Consider the following 17,026-nt stretch of genomic DNA (forward strand, 5'->3'; position numbering starts at 1 on the left):
GGCTGGGGCCGACCGTCATGGGCCAGCCCCAATCGATTTCAGTTCAAGATGATGTCGAAGTTGTTCTTCAACTCAGAGACCGCGTCTTCGGTGGACATGTCCGGGTCGCTCCAGAAGTTGAAAGCGACTTCCCAGACCGAGCTCTGCCAGTCGGCGTCAACCATGGAGTGAGGGTTCTGGACCTGATGGGTCGGATCCTCGAGAATTGTCATGACCTCTTGCGAGCAGACGTCGAGATTTTCCGTTGGAATGTCAGTACGTACCGGTGTCGAGCCCTTCTTCGCGGCGAATTCCGCGTTGATCTCGGGCGAAACCGCCATAAGTGCAAAATCGAGTTCTGCCTTATCCTTCGCCTCAGGCTGATCGCCGAGCAAACCCCAGGCATCAACCGTGACCGACAATGCCTTAGATCCCGGGATCTGGATGCATCCGAAGTCCTTGCCCGGTACTTTCCCGGCTGCCAGCCATTCGCCTTTCATCCAGTCGCCATGGATCTGCATCAGTGCGTCTCCATTGATCACGGTATTGGCGGTCATGTTCCAGTCGCGGTTGATCGATCCTTCATCAGCGGCTTGCTGGAACTTACGCAGCCAATCAAAGGTCTCTGCCACCGCAGGATCGTCCAGCGCCTCAACTTTCGGCTCGGGTCCATAGATGCTTTCGAACAGGTCAACACCACCCGTGGTGGCGATCAACGCATGGGTCAGGTAACCGATCTGCCACGCCTGCGCACCCAAGGCGAGTGGGACGGCACCCGCCTCGCGAATCTTGTCGAAGTCGGCATGCATGTCATCAAGAGAGGTCCAGCCCTCTGGTGATACTCCCGCTTTTTCAGCAACCTCCTTGTTGTAGAACAGCATTCCATCGATATGGATGCCGAGCGGGAACTTCATGATCTCGCCGTCAACCGTGATCGACTTGATCACAGATGGCGGCAGGTGCTGTGTCACGCCGGCCTTTTCGAAGTCAGAGGTCAAGGGACGCGCCAGTCCCATCTGTTCGAGATCGCGATAAACGGCCGGATTGTTCTCCGAGAAGATATTTGGTGGCTTCCCGCCAGTTACGAGGTTCAACAGATTAACGTTTGAACCCGTATCATGGGGGATCGTGATGTCGATCCATTCAATGCCAAGTTCAGCCGCACCTTCATGCAATACATTCAGCGCGGCCACTTCAGCCGGTGAAGACCATTTTTGGTAAATCACCAGCTCTTCGGCTTGAACGCTGGCGGCCAGCAAGCTCGCAAAAGCTGTGGCAGCCGTTAGTCTTATGGTCGTTGACATGCTTTCCTCCCTCATTGAAGCATTAGATGCGATGTCCGCTTTGAACATCGAAGATGTTGAGCTTGTTCTTGGGGTAAGAGACCGAAACCACATCGCCACGGGTCAGCCGCGCCGCCTTGTCAGGCTCTGTGCGAATTGTCATCAGCTTGTCGCCGAATGCCAGTGTGACAATTGTGTCCGAGCCGGTGCGCTCGACCACATCAACCGGTAAGGACAAGGTGCAGGCCGGATCGGCCTCCATCTCATTTGGCGCAGAAAAGTGTTCCGGACGAAGCCCGATCTTCACGATGCTTCCGGGTTTGGGTGGCAGGTTGAAGTCGTATCCGGAAAGATCAATGCGTTCTCCCGTCGTAAATTCGGCGGAAATGCCCCGATCACCTGCGACAACCGTCGAATCGACAATCGTCATCTGCGGCGAGCCGATGAAGCCGGCAACGAACAGGTTGGCAGGTTTTTCGTAGACTTCGTCAGGAGTGCCGAACTGCTGAATTTCTCCGCCATTCATGACTGCGATCTTGGTTGCCATGGTCATGGCTTCGATTTGGTCGTGTGTGACATAAACGACGGTGGGATTGAGCTGGTCGTGGAGTTTCTTGATCTCCATTCGCATTTCAGTCCGCAGTTTGGCGTCGAGATTTGACAGCGGCTCGTCGAACAACAGAACCTCCGCGTGTTTCACCAAAGCGCGGCCAATCGCGACTCGTTGGCGTTGCCCGCCAGACAGTTGGCCCGGCTTACGGCCCATCAAGGCGCCGAGCTGAAGCAGCTCGGCGGCCCATTGAATTCGGCGTTCGACTTCATCCTGTGGCAGGTTGCGCGCTGACAGACCGAAGCGCAAATTACCTTGTACGGTCTTGGTCGGATAAAGGGCATAGGACTGAAAAACCATTGCCAGCCCGCGATCCTTCGGGTCGAGATCGCTGACATCTCGTTCGCCGACCATGATGCGACCACTCGTCAGGTCCGTAAGGCCCGCCAATAGATTGAGCAAGGTCGTCTTTCCGCATCCCGAAGGTCCGAGCAAGACAAGGAAATCTCCGTCCTCGATCGCGAGGTGCAACTCGTCCAAGACAGTAACATCGCCGTATTTCTTGACAATGTACTCGAAAGAAAGATTGGGCATCCGAACTATCCCTTGATTGCGCCGGCAGAGATCCCCTGGACGAAGAATTTGCCCAGCAGGAAATAGATGACGAGTGGTGGAATGGCAGTCAGCAGTGCCGCAGCCATGTTGACGTTGTAGGACACGGTGCCGGTGGACACGGTGACCATGTTGGCAAGGTTGACGGTCATCGGAGCCGCGCCCAGCCCGCCGAAGGTGACACCGACAAGATAGTCGTTCCAGATGTGTGTGATCTGCATGATGAGCACGACAATCAGGATGTTGCCCGACATTGGAAGGATGATTTCGAAGAAAATTCGCCAGAAGTTGCCGCTGTCGAGTGTCGCTGCCTTCATGAGCTCGTCAGGGATATCTTTGTAATAGTTGCGGAAAATGAGCGTTAGAATGGGCATGGTCATGACCGTGTGAATGAACGCCACGCCCCATAGAGAACCGTAGATACCCAAATTCACGGTTACGATGATCAGGGGATACATGATGATCTGGAAGGGAACGAAGGCCGCCATGAACAGAGCGAAGAGAAAGCTACCCGCCCATTTCACGTCCCACAGTGCCAACGCATAGCCGGTGATCGCAGACAGCGAGATGGAGGCAATCAGGGAGGGAAAAAGGATTTTTACCGAGTTCCAGAAGCCGACCTTCAATCCTTCGCAGGTGATGCCGGAGCACGCCTCATTCCATGCGAAATTCCAAGCTTCCCAGTTCCAGATGCGGGGCAGGGCGAATATCGCGCCTTCCCTGATCTGATCCATGGATTTGAACGATGTGACGACCAGTACGTAAAGCGGGACACAGAAGAACAGAGCCGCAACCAACAAGAACGACAGAACAGCTATCGAACGCCCAGAGATGCGCTTCTTGGGTCTTGGGAACACGACTTCGCGTTCTGATGCCGACCTTGATCTGCTGACTGCGGGGCGAATTGCGCTTTGGTCGCTCATGCTGCGCCTCCGGTTTTCTTGCGGCGCTGCTGCCATACCGTCAGCAACACCAACGGCAGGAAGACCAGCAGAGTAAGTACGAGCATCATTGTGGCCGCAGCAGACGCGTATCCGAGATTGCCCTTGTTCGTCATGGCGTTGATGGTGAAGTAGGCGGGAACCCAGGTGGATTGACCCGGACCACCATTCGTCATTGCCACAACGATATCATAAGCCTTGATCACACCCAGCGAGAGCAGGATGGCGCAGGTCAGGAATGTAAACTTCATCATCGGGATGATGATTTCGAGATACACGCGCCAAAGGCTGACACCGTCCAGACGCGCCGCGCTCCATATTTCGTCAGGAATGCTTTTGAGCCCTGCCAGCATCAATGCCATGTAGAAGCCCGAGCTTTGCCAGACGCTCGCCAGAATGATGGCATACATTGCCGTGTCACCGTCGGCCAACCAGTTGAAGTTAACGGACGTCCATCCCAGTCCATGAAGGAAGTGCTCGATGCCGAGCTGCGGATTGAAGATCCAGCGCCATGCAACCCCCGTGACAATGAGCGAGACCGCCAGCGGATACAAAAAGACCGTTCTGAAGAAGTCTTCGCCACGGCGCTCACGCTCAATCATGGCCGCCAGAAGAAAGCCGAACACGATGGCCAGCGCACTGCCAAGCGCGAGAATAATCAGGTTGGATAAAGATGTTTGCCAGGCGGAGTCGCGAAACAATCTCGAATATTGCCGAAGCGGTTCTGACCAGTCGATCGCATAGTCAGGTAGTCGACGGCTTGTTGTGAAAGACACATATATCGTCCAGGCAATTGACCCGACGAACGCGATCATTGTGAGTATTACGGCCGGCCCAAGCGCGAGCTGCGGCGTCGTCCGACTCCACCTAATCTTCATTCTATCCTCCCTTACCGAACCCTGCGTGCCCATCTCCACGGCCCTTGCACGGTTACAGTATTAGCGCTAATACTGAGCAAGAAGCGTTCGTTTCGTCAAGTGCCAGATTTACGAAAGCGAGGAATATCTTCTAGTTTTGGCTGAAATAGCGAAGGCGAAACAGACGGGTAGGGAGCTACAACTTGGATAAAATAAAACCTAATCAGATGCTTGGCTTTGGTACATATGGTCGAACCGGCATAGATGGACAGAGGGCTATCGAATATGCCCTTGAGATCGGGTACCGCCACCTGGATACCGCGCAGAGCTATGATACCGAGCATGAGACCGGCGCCGCTTTGAAAGCATCCGGCGTGGATCGCGACTCAGTTTTCGTCACGACCAAGGTGACCCCTGAGAATTTCGCGCCGGGCAAATTGGTCCCGTCCCTGGAACGGAGTCTCGGCCAACTCGGCCTGGACCAGGTTGACCTGGCGCTGATTCATTGGCCCGCGCCGAATGGCGACCGCCCACTCAGGGATTATCTGCCGCAGCTTGTGCAGGCTCAGGAAGCTGGTCTGACACGCTTGATCGGTGTCTCGAACTTCACCATCTCGATGTTGGGCGAGGCGCTTGATACTGTCGGGCGGGATACACTGTTCACCAACCAGATTGAGTGCAACCCGCTGTTTCAAAATCGTAATGTTACTGACTGGTGCAAAGAAAACGGAATTCTGGTGACATGTTATCAACCGCTTGCAAAAGGGTTGGCGAGACGCAATTCTACCTTGAACACCGTTGCGGAACGATTGGGAGCCACGCCTGAGCAGGTTGCTCTCGCCTATGAGCTTGCCCACGGGTTTGCCGCTATTCCGACGTCTTCTCAACCCCAGCACATCACGTCCAATTTTGAAGCGCAGAAGTTGCGACTATCGCCAGCCGACCTGTCGGCCATTGCTAAGATTCCAGCGAATTCGCGTTCTATCGATCCGGATTGGGGCCCCGACTGGGATCCGAACCGATAACTCAATGTACGTGGTATTATCGTTACTATAAACACGAACCTGCGAAAGGAAGACAATGGAAGGCATTACAAGCATCGGGCATGTTGCCATCAAGGTGAAGGATCTCGATCAGACGTTGGCGTTCTATCGCGATAAGTTGGATTTCCCCGAGATGCTGCGCCTCAGGAATGACGACGAGTCCACATGGCTCGTCTATCTGCGGGTTACCGACAATCAGTACATAGAAATTTTCCCCGGTGCCGAAGGTGACCGGGCGCCGGGTCCAAATGCGAACGCAATGAACCATCTGTGCTTGACCGTTGATGATTTGGACGTTGTGGTCTCAAAGCTTGAACAAGCCGGTATCGTATTGACTTCGCCGATCAAACCGGGCTTGGACGGGAACCGCCAAGCGTGGATTGCTGATCCTGACGGAAACCGGATTGAATTGATGGAAATGTCACCAGATTGCCTGCAATTGAAAGCCATTCGCGAAATGCGTGCGAAGGCACCTGCATAGACACCTATGGGTAAAGCTGGTCCTCGCCTTAAAGATATTGCCGAACATACCGGGTTTTCGGTGAATACTGTGTCGCTGGCTCTTCGGGACAGCCCACGGATTCCGCCAGAGACCCGGAAAAAGATCCGCTTGGCGGCGGACCAGCTAAATTATCTGCCGAACCAGATTGCGCAATCTTTGGTTAGTCGCGAGACCAAATCAATTGGCTTGATCCTCACAGATCTTCAGAATCCTGTGCTGACACATGTTGCTCAAGCGATCGAAACCGAGTTGGCAAAACGCGGATATGCCACCTTGTTTGCGACGTCGAACAACAACCTCGCCGAAGAAGCCAAGATGGTCGAGTTGTTTCGGCAAAGGCGCGCCGACGGGATGCTGATATTCCCCTGCTCGCATCGGCGCCTTGAGCACATCAAACGGCTGCGGGACCGGAATTATCCTGTCGTCCTGCTTGTCGGTGATCCCGACGCCGGGATAGACGCCGTTAGCATGGATGAGCGGGCCGGGGCCTACGCGGCAACACGACACTTGTTGGACATCGGGCACCGTAAGATTGCTTTGGTCGATGGGGCGCAAACGCTTGGAAATACCGAAAAGATAGAAGGTTATCGTCAGGCTCATGCCGATTGCGGTGTGGAGATTGACCGAAGCATAGAGATCGATCCGACCGACCATTCCGTCGCTGCGGGTTATTGGGCGATGGCCAAGCTCATGGCGCGAAATGTGCGGTTTTCGGGCTTGTTCGCATCCAATGACTCTCTCGCGCTGGGAGTATTGCGCTATTGCACGAAACACGGAATTCGTGTGCCGGAGAACCTTTCCATCGTTGGCTATGACAATATCGAATTCGGTGAATATGCCACAACACCGCTCACGTCGGTTGATTACGATGTCGAGCGTGTATCAAGCATGGCTGTTGAGCGCGTGATCGGCCTCATTCGAAGTGAAGATGCGCTTCCTGCCCCGAATGTCCTTCAGATCGAGCCGAACTTGATCGTGCGACAAAGTACGATGCCGAAGGCTTAGGGCACGGAGATTTCAGGTGCGATCATCGCGATTTGGTTGCTGCACACGCCATTCCCAGATGATACGTCAGTTTCCGGCCCGAGATACTTACCACAAAGCGCATCGGGCGTGCTCGCTGTGCAATGCCGCGATCTGTTCTGTTTCTTGTTGCTTGCCGGCGGTAGCCCGGAAGCTCTGACCATCAGACAAAGTTACTGTGACAATTCCTCCACGACACTTCCCGCTGTTACGGGAAATGTCAGAAGCCCTGTGATAGTGGTCTTTGTTGACGTACTGGGTATCCTTCCCTCCCATTGTTGCGCAGCTTGTCAGTTGGGTTCGATTTGTTGCGGCTCAGCTGATCCACTCTGCGACTTCCGGGCGCGCAACCAGTTCGGCGATGCGTGCGTCGCCGTCGTCGGCGCGCATCAACATGGGCGCGCGCGTGGGACCGACCTCAATTCCGAGAGCTCGAAACGCAGCTTTCATTCCGGGTAGCACGCCTGTCTCCAGAAGACCTTCGACGAAAATGGCGGAAATCTCCTGAAGGCGTTGCGCCTCACGGAGGTCGCCGGACTGGACCGCCCGATCCAGCGCCATATAGAGGCGTCCGAGCAGATTATAAGTGGTTCCGATGCCACCGTCAGCGCCGAGAACAGCGCCAGAAAGGTAGATTTCGTCGAAGCCGAAGAAGAGTGTGGCTCTCGGGCGACGACGACGCAACATCGACAGCTTGAACATGTCGGTCGATGTAAACTTGAGGCCGGCAACATTCGGGAGATCCAGGACCTCGACCAGTGTCTCCATGGCAATGGGACGCCCGGTGCGGACTGGCACCTCGTAGACGATAAGCGGAAGATCGGTGGCCCCTTGAAGCTCGGAGTAGTAGGCGAATATTTCAGCATCGCTGAAAGGGTAGGAATGTGGGGGCAGGGCCGAAAGCCCGTGGTATCCCAGCCTCTTTGCGTTTCTTGCAAGTTTGATTGAATCGCGCAGCGATGGTGCTCCGACATGTGCAATTAGGGTCGTGTTCTCACAATCGAGGGCTACCACTTCCTGCTGCTCCAGTAACTCGTCGGTTCCGAGCAGGCCCGATTCTCCGCTGCTGCCGCCAACATATAGACCGCTAAGCCCCTGGCGCAGGACATATTCATTCAACGCGTGCTGGCGATCGGGGCTAAAGCTTCCGTCGTCGTTCAGGCCGGTCATCAGTGCGGCATACATACCGGAAAGGGGGTTGGTCATCTCGGGCTCCACGGCGATTCATTCATTGTCGCCTATCTAAACAACAAATACGGTTTGACAAACTGTTATTCTGGTATTACCAAAATTGCACAGCGGACAGGCCAAGGAGGGGTCATGACCGAATTGTCGAGCACAGAGCGCATGCCCGAGGTGATCGCCGAGGCGCTGATCTCGGAGATCAGAGAAGGTGAGATCCCTGTCGGTGGTGCCTTGCCGACAGAGAGACAACTTTGCGAACGCTTCGATACGTCGCGGCCGACGATCCGAGAGGCGTTGGCGCTCATGCAGATGCGCGGCTTTCTCGACAGCGGAGGTGGTCGGAGGCCAAAGGCAGCCCGCCCGTCGCTGCAAACCATCCTCCATTCAGCTGCGGATCATATTCGCGATCTGCTAGGTGGCACCGAAAGCGGTGCTCACCTGGAGCAGATGCGCCAGTTCATCGAAACAGGTGCCGCGCGTGAAGCGGCGATGCGTGGTGACCGGGCGCAGATCGCGCGCCTTCAAGAGGCACTTATCCGCAACGAGGCCGCTATCGGTACGTCGCAATTTGCGGCCACGGACATCGCCTTTCATCGTGTGCTGGTGTCGATCGTCGGCAATCCGGTGATGTTGACGCTTCATGACATGTTTGTTTCTGAGCTTCTGGCTCAACGTCCGGCAGTTGATGATCCTGCGCGACATGACGCGATGGCGTTCGATGAACATACCGCGATCTACGACGCGGTGCTGAACGGCGACGTTATGATGGCAACTGACGTGATGGATCGGCATCTCGCCCGATCCTATCGTGCAAGGCTCAAAAACCCGAAGCGGCGCAACGGGCCGCAAGACCACTGAACATTTTCGATAGCGGAGGAAAAGACCATGAACATGAAATGCGTTCTAATTACTGGTGCTGCGGCGTTGGCGCTGGCCACAACCGTGCAAGCACGCGAACTGACACTGGGCACCCAGGATAATGAGGCAACGCCGGTCTATAAGGGCGCGGCGGAGTTCGCGAAGACTCTGGAGGAAGTTTCGGGCGGCGAATTCACAGTCAATCTGTTCCCTTCGGCCACGCTAGGTGATTTCAAGGCCATGGTTCAGCAGGTGCAGGCAGGTGAACTTGATATGGTCATCACCGGCTATCCGGATATGTCCTACACAATCCCCGAATTGAAGCTGATCGGCGCACCCTATGTCGTTAGTGACTATGAGCAGCTCAAAGAGATCGTTGCTGGTCCATGGGGCCAGAAGATGGCCGAGAAGTTTGACGAGAACGGGCTGCAAGTACTTGATGTCTGGTATTACGGCACACGTCAGACGACTGCTAACAAACCCATTGAGTCTATTGAAGACATGAAGGGATTGCGGATGCGCACGCCGAACGTGCCGTTCCTGATCGCCTATGCCGAAGCCGTGGGCGCGACGCCTGCACCGGTGGCTTTTCCAGAAGTGTACCTCGCGCTGCAGACCAATCAGGTCGATGCACAAGAGAACCCGCTCACGACGATCGATGCGCAGAAGTTCTACGAAGTACAAAGCTCCGTGGCGCTGACCAATCACTTCGTGGCATCGTCGTCGGTCATGATCGGCAATCATGTCTGGGACGAACTGTCTGATCAGGAGAAAGAATGGGTAAACACTGCAATCGCGGCGGGCGGTCAGCTGAACAATGATCTCATCCAGAAGGGCGAGGCAGAACTTCTGGAAGTGTTCGAAGAGAAAGGCCTGACAGTGACGCGTCCGGATCTCGAACCGTTCAAAGCCGCAATGCAGCCTTACTACGACACGCTCGAAGAAGAGTTCGGTGAAGGCGCTATCGCTGAAGTCACCGCAAAATAAGCTCCTCAGGTCGGGGATAGCGCCCCGGCCTGATCAATCGGGGAGAGAGATCATGAAGCCGCCGGGGAAGTACAGCGCTGAGGGGATTGCCGCGTCGCTCCTGTTTGTCGCTCTCATCTTTATCGTGATGCTGCAAATCCTGGGTCGTACTGCACTGTTTACTGGCCCCGTCTGGACCGAGGAAGCTGCACGCTGGCTTTGGGTGTGGATGGCCATGATCGGCATCTCCGAGGTGGAGCGCACGGATAGTCAACTGCGTATGGGTTTCCTCGTCGAAGCTCTGCGGCGACGGATTCGTGTGGCAATTTTTACGATTATTGATGTTATCTATCTCGGCATTGTTGTTCACTTGATCTGGATCGGCTGGAAGACCGTCCAGCGTACATGGTCGAATGAATCCGTTACCCTTCCAGTAAGCGACGCGGTTCTTTACGCTTCCGGTTTCATCGCGATGATCCTGGTCGCAAATCGGGTCATCCGGCGGATCACGGGTCTTGGCCATCGACGTGACCCCGAAGAGCTGGAGGTCACTTTATGATCCTAGCTATAATTGCCATTGGGTGGCTGTTGATGGTGCTGGCCGGGGTCCCGATTGGTATCTCGATGATCCTCGTCTCGATGGGCTACTTCTATTGGTCCGGTATGGGGCTCGCCTTTGCGCTTTCGCGCATGGTTGATGGGCTGAATAGTTTTCCCATGTTGGCCGTTCCCCTCTTTATCCTCGCGGCGGCAATCCTGAACGGGGCAGGGATTACAAACCTTCTGTTCGGGTTCGCGCGCGCCGCAGTTGGTCATATCCGGGGCGGGTTGGGGCATGTGAACGTGCTGGCAAGCCTCTTCTTTTCCGGCATGTCCGGATCGGCGCTGGCCGACGCGGGCGGACTGGGAAAGATGGAAATCGAAGCTATGCGCAAGGCGGGCTATGATGAGGAGTTCGCGGGCTCAGTAACAGCCGCGTCGTCCATGATCGGGCCGCTGGTGCCGCCTTCCATCACGATGGTGCTTTATGGTGTCATTTCGAACACCTCCATCGGGCAACTTTTTCTGGGGGGTGTGGTGCCCGGTGTGCTTTGTGCGGTGGCCTTGATGGTGATGGTCTACATTATCGCACTCAAGAGGGATTATCCGCGCGATCAATGGCTGGGATTCAGGGCATTGATCGCTCTCTTCATCCGGTCCTTTCCGGCACTGCTGACCCCGGCGGTGATCGTAGGCGGGATATTCAGCGGTTGGTTCTCTCCAACCGAAGCTGCTGCGGTGACTGTTGTCTATGCGATCCTGATCGACCTGATATTCTACCGCGAACTGACATGGCGCAGGTTGTGGGACGCAATCTACGAGACCACGGCAACGTCAGCCAGCATTGGGACGATCATCGCGGGGGTGTCGCTGCTGGGCTATGTATTGGCGCGGGAACAGGCTCCGCAACAAATCGCATCGATGTTCCTGGCCATTGCGGATGGCCCCCTCAGTTTTTTGATCGCTGTTAATCTGATGATATTCGCCTTGGGGATGTTCATTGAGTCGCTTGTGATCCTTCTGATCGTTGTGCCGATCCTCGTTCCTATCGCTATGGGCTTCGGGGTCGATCCGGTTCATTTTGGCATCATTGTTGTCCTTAACCTGATGATTTCGATCCTGACCCCTCCGATGGGTATGGCGCTGTTTGTCGTGGCACAGGTGGGGGAGATTCCGTTTCAGAAACTGGCGCGGGCGATCTTGCCTTGGCTGATCCCTCCGCTGGTGGTGCTGATACTGGTCTGCGTATTCCCTGTCCTTGCGACTGGCCTGCCGAGTTTGATGCGATGAGTGTTCCGGATCAGTTGCGAGGCGGCCTGATCGCCTCCTGCCAGCCCGTTGATGACGGCCCGATGGATAGGCCCGAAATCGTCGCGGCAATGGCGCAGGCGGCGGTGGCCGGCGGGGCAGCGGGGCTGCGTATCGAAGGGCTGGAGAACCTGAGAGCAACGCGTGCGCATGTGAATGTGCCGATCATTGGTATTGTGAAACGGAATTTGCCCGACAGTCCTGTGCGGATCACGGTGACCGTCAGAGACGCACAAGAGTTGCTGGAAGCTGGGGCTGATATTGTTGCCTATGATGCCACCCGGCGCCCAAGGTCAGATCGTCGCGAGGATATCGTGGCAGCGATACTTGACGGGGGAGCGATCGCGATGGCTGATTGCTCTACCGTTGAGGATGCTCAAACTGCGATGGCTGAAGGTGCCACGATCATCGGGACCACACTTTCGGGTTACACAGACGAAACGGCTGGGGACGATGACGCGCCCGATTTCGGTCTGATCCGGGAGTTTCGCCGGTTGGACAGCTTCGTCATGGCTGAAGGCCGTTTCAATTCACCTGATCTCGCGAAAAAAGCCATTGCCGCGGGGGCAGATGCTGTCACCGTCGGTAGTGCGTTGACCCGCCTGGAAGTCGTCACGGGCTGGTTTGCCGAGGCGGTCCGGAGATCCTGATGGTGGAAGGGTTCGCTGTAGATCTGGGCGGCACGAAAACGGCCGCCGCTCGTATTGCGGCAGGTCGGATTGAGGAACGGTTGCAAACCCCGACGGATGGCGATGCCAGCTTTTGGTCGCAATTGGATGCAATGGCCGCGTTGCTCGATCGGTTGGGATTTGAAGCCGGGGCCAATTTGGGTGTGGCGGTTGCTGGACGGGTTGATGGCGCTGGTCGATGGCAAGCCGTGAACGCACACACTTTGCCGGGTATTGGGGAAGAACCCCTGCTAGAACAGATGCGCGCCCGCTTCGGGTCTAACGTCGTTGTAAGAAATGACGCCGCAGCGGCCACGTTGGCCGAAGCATTGATGGGGGCTGGCATAGGTGCTGATCATTTTGCCTATCTCACGGTTTCAACCGGTATTGGTGGCGGAGTGGTTCTAAGTGGCCGTCTTCTGAACAGCAGAAACGGTCTGGCTGGCCATGTAGGGTTTGTCTCTAGCCCGCTTGGCGAGGCGCGCTGCGGATCCGGGCGATATGGTACCATGGAGGTAACCGCCTCAGGACGCGCGATTGCTGCGTTTGCAGGTACGCGGGATGCGAAGGAGGCTTTCGAGACGAGAACGCAAAAGGCCCAGGTCGCCATCGATCGATCAGCTGCCGCAATTGCGCGGCTCTGCGGGGATCTGACCGCCATCTTCGGGCTGGACAGAGTCGCCATTGGTGGCAGTGTCGGGCTTGCCAAAGGCTATCTGTCGCGCGTGGAAATGCATCTTGAAAGGGAACCTCCACTGTTTCGGGTGCCGCTGACACTGGCAACCCTGGGACAGGACAGTGCGCTATTGGGCGCTTTGCTACCGGAAGGATAGTTCCATGAAAGTTCTGATCTGTCGGGACCACGCCGCCGTCACCCAACATACTGCGGGTCTCATGGTTGATCATGTTGCCGCGCAACCGAATGCGGTGCAGGGCCTTGTGATCAGCGGAACAATGCGGCCCCTCTGCCCAGGCCGGCGCGCAAGGCCCTGAACCTGCTGGCCGTTCAACTGGGCGACACGCAGAAGAAGATCGAGGCTCTAACCGCAGACATCCGCGCGGAAGCAAGGGTCGGCACTGGTGGCTAGGTGGTGAAGCAGGATCATCCCGTTCTCAGCATCAATCACCAATGCAGCCTGCTGTGGCTGGCGTGCTCCAGCCTTTACTGCCAGCCGCGCGGTGAAAGCGTCGAGAACCTGGCCTTTATGGAAATCATCGACGGGCAACTTCTGGAGACGCCTTGGGTCACGGCTCGCACAGATGGCCCGTCATATGCAACGACAAGGGCACAAGCGGGCATCACCCTGCGCTTCTTACGATCGGTGAGGATCTTGGGGCAGGGTGTGTTCTTTCGTCGCGTGATCCGGATGGGGGTTTCGTTGGCGCCGGATGATGCTGTCGACCTCCGAGCTTCCCTTGGCATACTACCTGCGGCGAAAGAACAAGGATGTTCCCCATGCTCTGGCCGCGCGGATCATCGAGATTCCGGCAGACCCTGGGCCCCACGGACTTCTTCACGATCTTCACGGGTACGAAAATGGTGCTGCATTTGCCCGCGATCTTGATGCCGCGATGGGTCGGCATCACGGGACGTTGCTGCCCGCATCAAAAATTCGGAGCCGCCCGAGGAGCTACCGGCTGGACCGGTCGAAACTTATGGATACGGAACGCTCCGGATAGTCATGACCCGGTGGTCCAACAGTCCAACGGTCCAACAAACAGGCGGACAGAGAGGTGCGTCATGGTAGCGTATCACAGTGGGTACCGGATCTGTCGAAGCATGGCATCGACTTCGACGGGGTGCTGGGCAGGCGGCAGGGGCGGGACTGCCCGATGCCACCGCTGATCGGTAAGGCTTGGGCGGCGGCAGACGAGGGGAGCATGCGATGCCCCCGCCGCGATGCGTTGAATTTGAAAGGCATCCCGGTATCCGGCAGTCAGATCGAAGGACCAGATCCGAAACGGAAACGATCCATGCAACACTCTCAGTTTCAATGAAATAGACCGGCTTGCTGCCTCTTCCGCGACCCTGGAGCCCGTGACCGCATGGAGCAGGTCGGGTTCTGTCGCAGCCTCGTGGTAATCTATTCCGGTTTGTGCTGCATCGTGGCCATTCTGATCCCCCGCTTTCCCAAGCATAACGCCGGACCACTTCAGTGGGCGAGTATTATATGCCGCGAGCTTGATACCGATTCGTCACCCAACGATATGCAGCCACTTATTACTCGCTGAAGTCGTTTGTATTATGTCGAGAAACCGTGCGATGTGCTAACAATGTGTCGGGGAGGCCGACAGAGTTTTCTTGTGCCCGCATAGCTGTAAGTCTCTTAAAGCACTGAGATTCCGGTGCCGCCCGGCCCAGTATCGGTTATGCGTTCCCGTTTTTTAGTATAAGTAAAACTTGACAGTGCAGCGTTTCGCGGCCCAGTTTTTACTATTACTAAAATTCTGGGGTGCCATGAGCCATCACGACACAGTCGAAAAAGATGTGCCCTCACTGGGGACGAAACTGCGTTCGCGACGCAAGCAGAAGCTGATGACGATGCAGCAAGTGGCGGATCAGGCCGGACTTTCTGTCGGGTTCATTTCGCAGGTCGAACGCGATCTTACGGTTCCGTCGCTTTCGTCGCTCGCCAGCATTGCCCACGTTCTTGATCAGCCGATCGGGGCGTTCCTGTCGCAACCCGACAGTTCGCAGGATCTGACCCGGCGGGCGAACAGGGTATCCTACACCACGGGTCGCGAAACGCTCAGCTACGAACGCCTGTCGGCAAGCTTTCCGGGTAGCACGCTCCGCGCTGTGCTGACCCATGAGAAGCCGGGCCATCGCGGTGAACCGATCAGCCACGACGGGGAGGAGCTGATGCTCGTCCTGGCAGGAGAGCTCACCGTCGAAATCGAAGGGGAAGTTTCCGTCCTGCGCGAAGGGGATTCCATCCATTTCGATTCACGCCGGACCCATTCGACCTGGAACCATACCGACGATGTCACGACAATCATGTGGTGCGGCACGATGGACGTATTCGGCGACGGAGAACCGGACCCCATCCATACCAATGGCACCACAGCCAACGAACCAGCCAACGGAGAGTAGAATGACCTTTCTGAAGAATTCCTTTGCCGCAAGCCTGCTGGCCGCCACCGCGATCGTGGCGCCCGTAACCATTGCGCACGCCGAAACCGTTCTGCGGCTTGACGAAGTCGCGGTGGGTGAACTGGACCCGGCCAAAGCGACGGATACTGCCGACAGCATCCTGATGTTCAACGTGTATGACACGCTGGTTCTGCCGGCACAGGGCGGCCCCGGATACGCACCCCACTTGGCCGAAAGCTGGACACAGGACGGCACCGAACTGACCTTCGTGTTGCGCGATGACGTGAGCTTTCAAAGCGGCAACCCGCTGACCGCCGAAGATGTGGTTTTCTCGCTTGAACGCATGAAAGCGCTCGGCGCGGGCCTGTCCTACCTGTTCGATGTCGTGGACACGGTCGAAGCCGTTGACACCCACACCGTCAAATTTTCGCTGACCCAGCCCTATTCGCCCTTTATCGCATCGCTCGTGCGCCTGCCGATCATCGACAAGGCGCTCGTCATGGAAAACCTGGCCGACGGCGAAGGCGATATGGGCGACTGGGGACAGGCCTATCTGTCGGGTCACAGCGCCGGAAGCGGCGCCTACAGCGTCACATCGCACAATCCGCAGGACGAAACGGTCATGGCAAAGGCCGACAGCTACTTCCTGGATGTGCCTGCCGCGGCCCCCGACACCGTGCGCCTGCGTTACAGCCTCGAGGCCGCGACGGTACGGACCCTTGTGTCGCAAGGCGAACACGACATCGCATCCCAGTGGCTGCCGCCCGAGGTCATCAAATCGCTTGCCGATGACGGTGCCCAGCTTTTGACGGAAGGCGGCTCCGGCGCGTTCTATCTTAAGCTGAACACGACAAAGCCGCCGCTTGACGACGTGAACTGCCGTCAGGCGCTTGCCCATGCCTTCGACTATTCCACGGCACTGCGCATGGTCGCCATCACGCCCGATGTGTCGCTCGGCCGTCCGTCGACTGGTGCGATCCCTGTCGGCATGTTCGGCGCGAACGGCGAGGACCAGGCACGCGCGCAGGATATGGACAAGGCAAAGGAATACCTAGACGCCTGCCAATACGATCCGGCGGAGATGAACATAGAAGTGACCTGGATCGCCGAAGTCCCGCTGGAAGAACGCTTTGCACTGCTGTTCCAGTCCAACCTCAATGAGCTTGGCATCAAGTCCGAAATCCGCAAGATGCCCTGGGCTCTCTTTACCGAGGCGGTCGCGAAGCCGGAAAACACACCGCATGTCAGCCAGCTCTTCGTCAATGCGGTAACCGGCGACCCCGATACATTGCTGTACGGCATGTATCATTCCTCGGCTGCGGGTACCTGGCAATCACCGGAATACCTGAACGACGCGGAGGTCGATCAGTATCTCGAGGAAGGGCGCAAGGCAGAGACCGACGAGGCACGCGAAGTGGCCTATTCCAAGTTGAACGCCCGGCTTCTGGAACTGGCGCCCACGATCTACGCCTATGACGAACAGGCCGTATTCGCGGCAAGTGACCGAGTCAGCGTCCCTGCCCTGAGCGACGACGCGCATGCCTTCGGTCTTGATGCGATGGGCTTCACGTTCCGGCTCATGGAAATGACCGAGTAAGCCTCGTCTACCGGGTCGGC

Annotated in this window: 17 protein-coding genes; 12 read left to right on the plus strand and 5 right to left on the minus strand. The window is 56.7% G+C overall.

All coding sequences use genetic code 11. The features are described 5' to 3' along the window. Positions 1-38: 38 nt before the first annotated feature. Genes FPZ52_RS12005 through FPZ52_RS12020 form a run of 4 tightly spaced genes read right to left on the minus strand, consistent with a single transcriptional unit; the run spans position 39 to position 4,180 of the window. Positions 39-1,283, minus strand: coding sequence for an ABC transporter substrate-binding protein (locus tag FPZ52_RS12005; RefSeq protein WP_146365850.1), 1,245 nt, complete (start codon positions 1,281-1,283; stop codon positions 39-41). Positions 1,284-1,305: 22 nt separating this feature from the next. Continuing rightward, positions 1,306-2,406 carry an ABC transporter ATP-binding protein gene (locus FPZ52_RS12010; protein WP_146365851.1) on the minus strand — a complete coding sequence of 367 codons (1,101 nt, stop codon included), beginning with the start codon at positions 2,404-2,406 and terminating at the stop codon, positions 1,306-1,308. Between the two features lie 5 nt (positions 2,407-2,411). Next, on the minus strand, positions 2,412-3,347 hold the full coding sequence (locus FPZ52_RS12015; RefSeq protein WP_146365852.1) for a carbohydrate ABC transporter permease: 936 nt from the start codon (positions 3,345-3,347) through the stop codon (positions 2,412-2,414). Next, positions 3,344-4,180 (minus strand): carbohydrate ABC transporter permease, encoded by an 837-nt coding sequence (locus FPZ52_RS12020; RefSeq protein WP_338052821.1) that lies wholly within the window; start codon positions 4,178-4,180, stop codon positions 3,344-3,346. The genes FPZ52_RS12015 and FPZ52_RS12020 overlap by 4 nt, the downstream gene beginning before the upstream one ends. A 245-nt stretch (positions 4,181-4,425) precedes the next feature. On the opposite strand from FPZ52_RS12020, the gene FPZ52_RS12025 reads away from it, so the two are divergent. The 3 genes from FPZ52_RS12025 to FPZ52_RS12035 are packed head-to-tail and all read left to right on the plus strand — an operon-like array spanning position 4,426 to position 6,772. After that, the gene (locus tag FPZ52_RS12025; RefSeq protein WP_240804464.1) at positions 4,426-5,247 is read left to right on the plus strand and encodes an aldo/keto reductase; all 822 of its coding nucleotides are present in this window, start codon (positions 4,426-4,428) and stop codon (positions 5,245-5,247) included. Positions 5,248-5,302: 55 nt separating this feature from the next. Then, on the plus strand, positions 5,303-5,746 hold the full coding sequence (locus tag FPZ52_RS12030) for a VOC family protein (RefSeq protein WP_146365853.1): 444 nt from the start codon (positions 5,303-5,305) through the stop codon (positions 5,744-5,746). 6 nt (positions 5,747-5,752) lie between these two features. Next, complete coding sequence (locus FPZ52_RS12035; protein ID WP_146365854.1) at positions 5,753-6,772, plus strand: LacI family DNA-binding transcriptional regulator; 1,020 nt, start codon at positions 5,753-5,755, stop codon at positions 6,770-6,772. A gap of 333 nt (positions 6,773-7,105) precedes the next feature. On the opposite strand, the gene FPZ52_RS12040 is transcribed toward FPZ52_RS12035, so the two are convergent. Then, complete coding sequence (locus FPZ52_RS12040; RefSeq protein ID WP_146365855.1) at positions 7,106-7,996, minus strand: dihydrodipicolinate synthase family protein; 891 nt, start codon at positions 7,994-7,996, stop codon at positions 7,106-7,108. A gap of 114 nt (positions 7,997-8,110) precedes the next feature. Here FPZ52_RS12040 and FPZ52_RS12045 point away from each other — a divergent pair, with 114 nt between their 5' ends. The 9 genes from FPZ52_RS12045 (at position 8,111) to FPZ52_RS12085 (ending at position 17,006) form a co-directional block, all read left to right on the plus strand. Continuing rightward, positions 8,111-8,833 carry an FCD domain-containing protein gene (locus FPZ52_RS12045; RefSeq protein ID WP_146365856.1) on the plus strand — a complete coding sequence of 241 codons (723 nt, stop codon included), beginning with the start codon at positions 8,111-8,113 and terminating at the stop codon, positions 8,831-8,833. Positions 8,834-8,860: 27 nt separating this feature from the next. Next, on the plus strand, positions 8,861-9,820 hold the full coding sequence (locus tag FPZ52_RS12050) for a sialic acid TRAP transporter substrate-binding protein SiaP (protein WP_146365857.1): 960 nt from the start codon (positions 8,861-8,863) through the stop codon (positions 9,818-9,820). 52 nt (positions 9,821-9,872) lie between these two features. Then, complete coding sequence (locus FPZ52_RS12055; RefSeq protein ID WP_146365858.1) at positions 9,873-10,358, plus strand: TRAP transporter small permease; 486 nt, start codon at positions 9,873-9,875, stop codon at positions 10,356-10,358. Continuing rightward, on the plus strand, positions 10,355-11,629 hold the full coding sequence (locus FPZ52_RS12060; RefSeq protein WP_146365859.1) for a TRAP transporter large permease: 1,275 nt from the start codon (positions 10,355-10,357) through the stop codon (positions 11,627-11,629). The genes FPZ52_RS12055 and FPZ52_RS12060 overlap by 4 nt, the downstream gene beginning before the upstream one ends. After that, positions 11,626-12,297: an N-acetylmannosamine-6-phosphate 2-epimerase gene (locus tag FPZ52_RS12065; protein ID WP_146365860.1), complete on the plus strand. Its 672-nt coding sequence runs from the start codon at positions 11,626-11,628 to the stop codon at positions 12,295-12,297. Before FPZ52_RS12060 ends, FPZ52_RS12065 begins: the two co-directional genes overlap by 4 nt. Beyond that, positions 12,297-13,148 (plus strand): ROK family protein, encoded by an 852-nt coding sequence (locus FPZ52_RS12070; protein WP_146365861.1) that lies wholly within the window; start codon positions 12,297-12,299, stop codon positions 13,146-13,148. The genes FPZ52_RS12065 and FPZ52_RS12070 overlap by 1 nt, the downstream gene beginning before the upstream one ends. A 556-nt stretch (positions 13,149-13,704) precedes the next feature. Then, positions 13,705-13,995, plus strand: a complete 291-nt coding sequence (locus FPZ52_RS12075) for a hypothetical protein (RefSeq protein ID WP_146365862.1) — start codon at positions 13,705-13,707, stop codon at positions 13,993-13,995. Between the two features lie 778 nt (positions 13,996-14,773). Next, the gene (locus tag FPZ52_RS12080) at positions 14,774-15,409 is read left to right on the plus strand and encodes a helix-turn-helix domain-containing protein (RefSeq protein ID WP_146365863.1); all 636 of its coding nucleotides are present in this window, start codon (positions 14,774-14,776) and stop codon (positions 15,407-15,409) included. A 1-nt stretch (position 15,410) separates the two neighbouring features. Further along, positions 15,411-17,006 carry an ABC transporter substrate-binding protein gene (locus tag FPZ52_RS12085; protein ID WP_146365864.1) on the plus strand — a complete coding sequence of 532 codons (1,596 nt, stop codon included), beginning with the start codon at positions 15,411-15,413 and terminating at the stop codon, positions 17,004-17,006. Positions 17,007-17,026: the final 20 nt, after the last annotated feature.

Source organism: Qingshengfaniella alkalisoli (assembly GCF_007855645.1).
Taxonomy (GTDB): domain Bacteria; phylum Pseudomonadota; class Alphaproteobacteria; order Rhodobacterales; family Rhodobacteraceae; genus Qingshengfaniella; species Qingshengfaniella alkalisoli.

Coding starts and splice junctions, on each gene's coding strand:
- FPZ52_RS12005 (WP_146365850.1), bottom strand. CDS start 1,283: ATGTCAACGACCATAAGACTAACGGCTGCCACAGCTTTTGCGAGCTTG.
- FPZ52_RS12010 (WP_146365851.1), bottom strand. CDS start 2,406: ATGCCCAATCTTTCTTTCGAGTACATTGTCAAGAAATACGGCGATGTT.
- FPZ52_RS12015 (WP_146365852.1), bottom strand. CDS start 3,347: ATGAGCGACCAAAGCGCAATTCGCCCCGCAGTCAGCAGATCAAGGTCG.
- FPZ52_RS12020 (WP_338052821.1), bottom strand. CDS start 4,180: ATGATCGCGTTCGTCGGGTCAATTGCCTGGACGATATATGTGTCTTTC.
- FPZ52_RS12030 (WP_146365853.1), top strand. CDS start 5,303: ATGGAAGGCATTACAAGCATCGGGCATGTTGCCATCAAGGTGAAGGAT.
- FPZ52_RS12035 (WP_146365854.1), top strand. CDS start 5,753: ATGGGTAAAGCTGGTCCTCGCCTTAAAGATATTGCCGAACATACCGGG.
- FPZ52_RS12040 (WP_146365855.1), bottom strand. CDS start 7,996: ATGACCAACCCCCTTTCCGGTATGTATGCCGCACTGATGACCGGCCTG.
- FPZ52_RS12045 (WP_146365856.1), top strand. CDS start 8,111: ATGACCGAATTGTCGAGCACAGAGCGCATGCCCGAGGTGATCGCCGAG.
- FPZ52_RS12050 (WP_146365857.1), top strand. CDS start 8,861: ATGAACATGAAATGCGTTCTAATTACTGGTGCTGCGGCGTTGGCGCTG.
- FPZ52_RS12055 (WP_146365858.1), top strand. CDS start 9,873: ATGAAGCCGCCGGGGAAGTACAGCGCTGAGGGGATTGCCGCGTCGCTC.
- FPZ52_RS12060 (WP_146365859.1), top strand. CDS start 10,355: ATGATCCTAGCTATAATTGCCATTGGGTGGCTGTTGATGGTGCTGGCC.
- FPZ52_RS12065 (WP_146365860.1), top strand. CDS start 11,626: ATGAGTGTTCCGGATCAGTTGCGAGGCGGCCTGATCGCCTCCTGCCAG.
- FPZ52_RS12070 (WP_146365861.1), top strand. CDS start 12,297: ATGGTGGAAGGGTTCGCTGTAGATCTGGGCGGCACGAAAACGGCCGCC.
- FPZ52_RS12075 (WP_146365862.1), top strand. CDS start 13,705: ATGATGCTGTCGACCTCCGAGCTTCCCTTGGCATACTACCTGCGGCGA.
- FPZ52_RS12080 (WP_146365863.1), top strand. CDS start 14,774: ATGAGCCATCACGACACAGTCGAAAAAGATGTGCCCTCACTGGGGACG.
- FPZ52_RS12085 (WP_146365864.1), top strand. CDS start 15,411: ATGACCTTTCTGAAGAATTCCTTTGCCGCAAGCCTGCTGGCCGCCACC.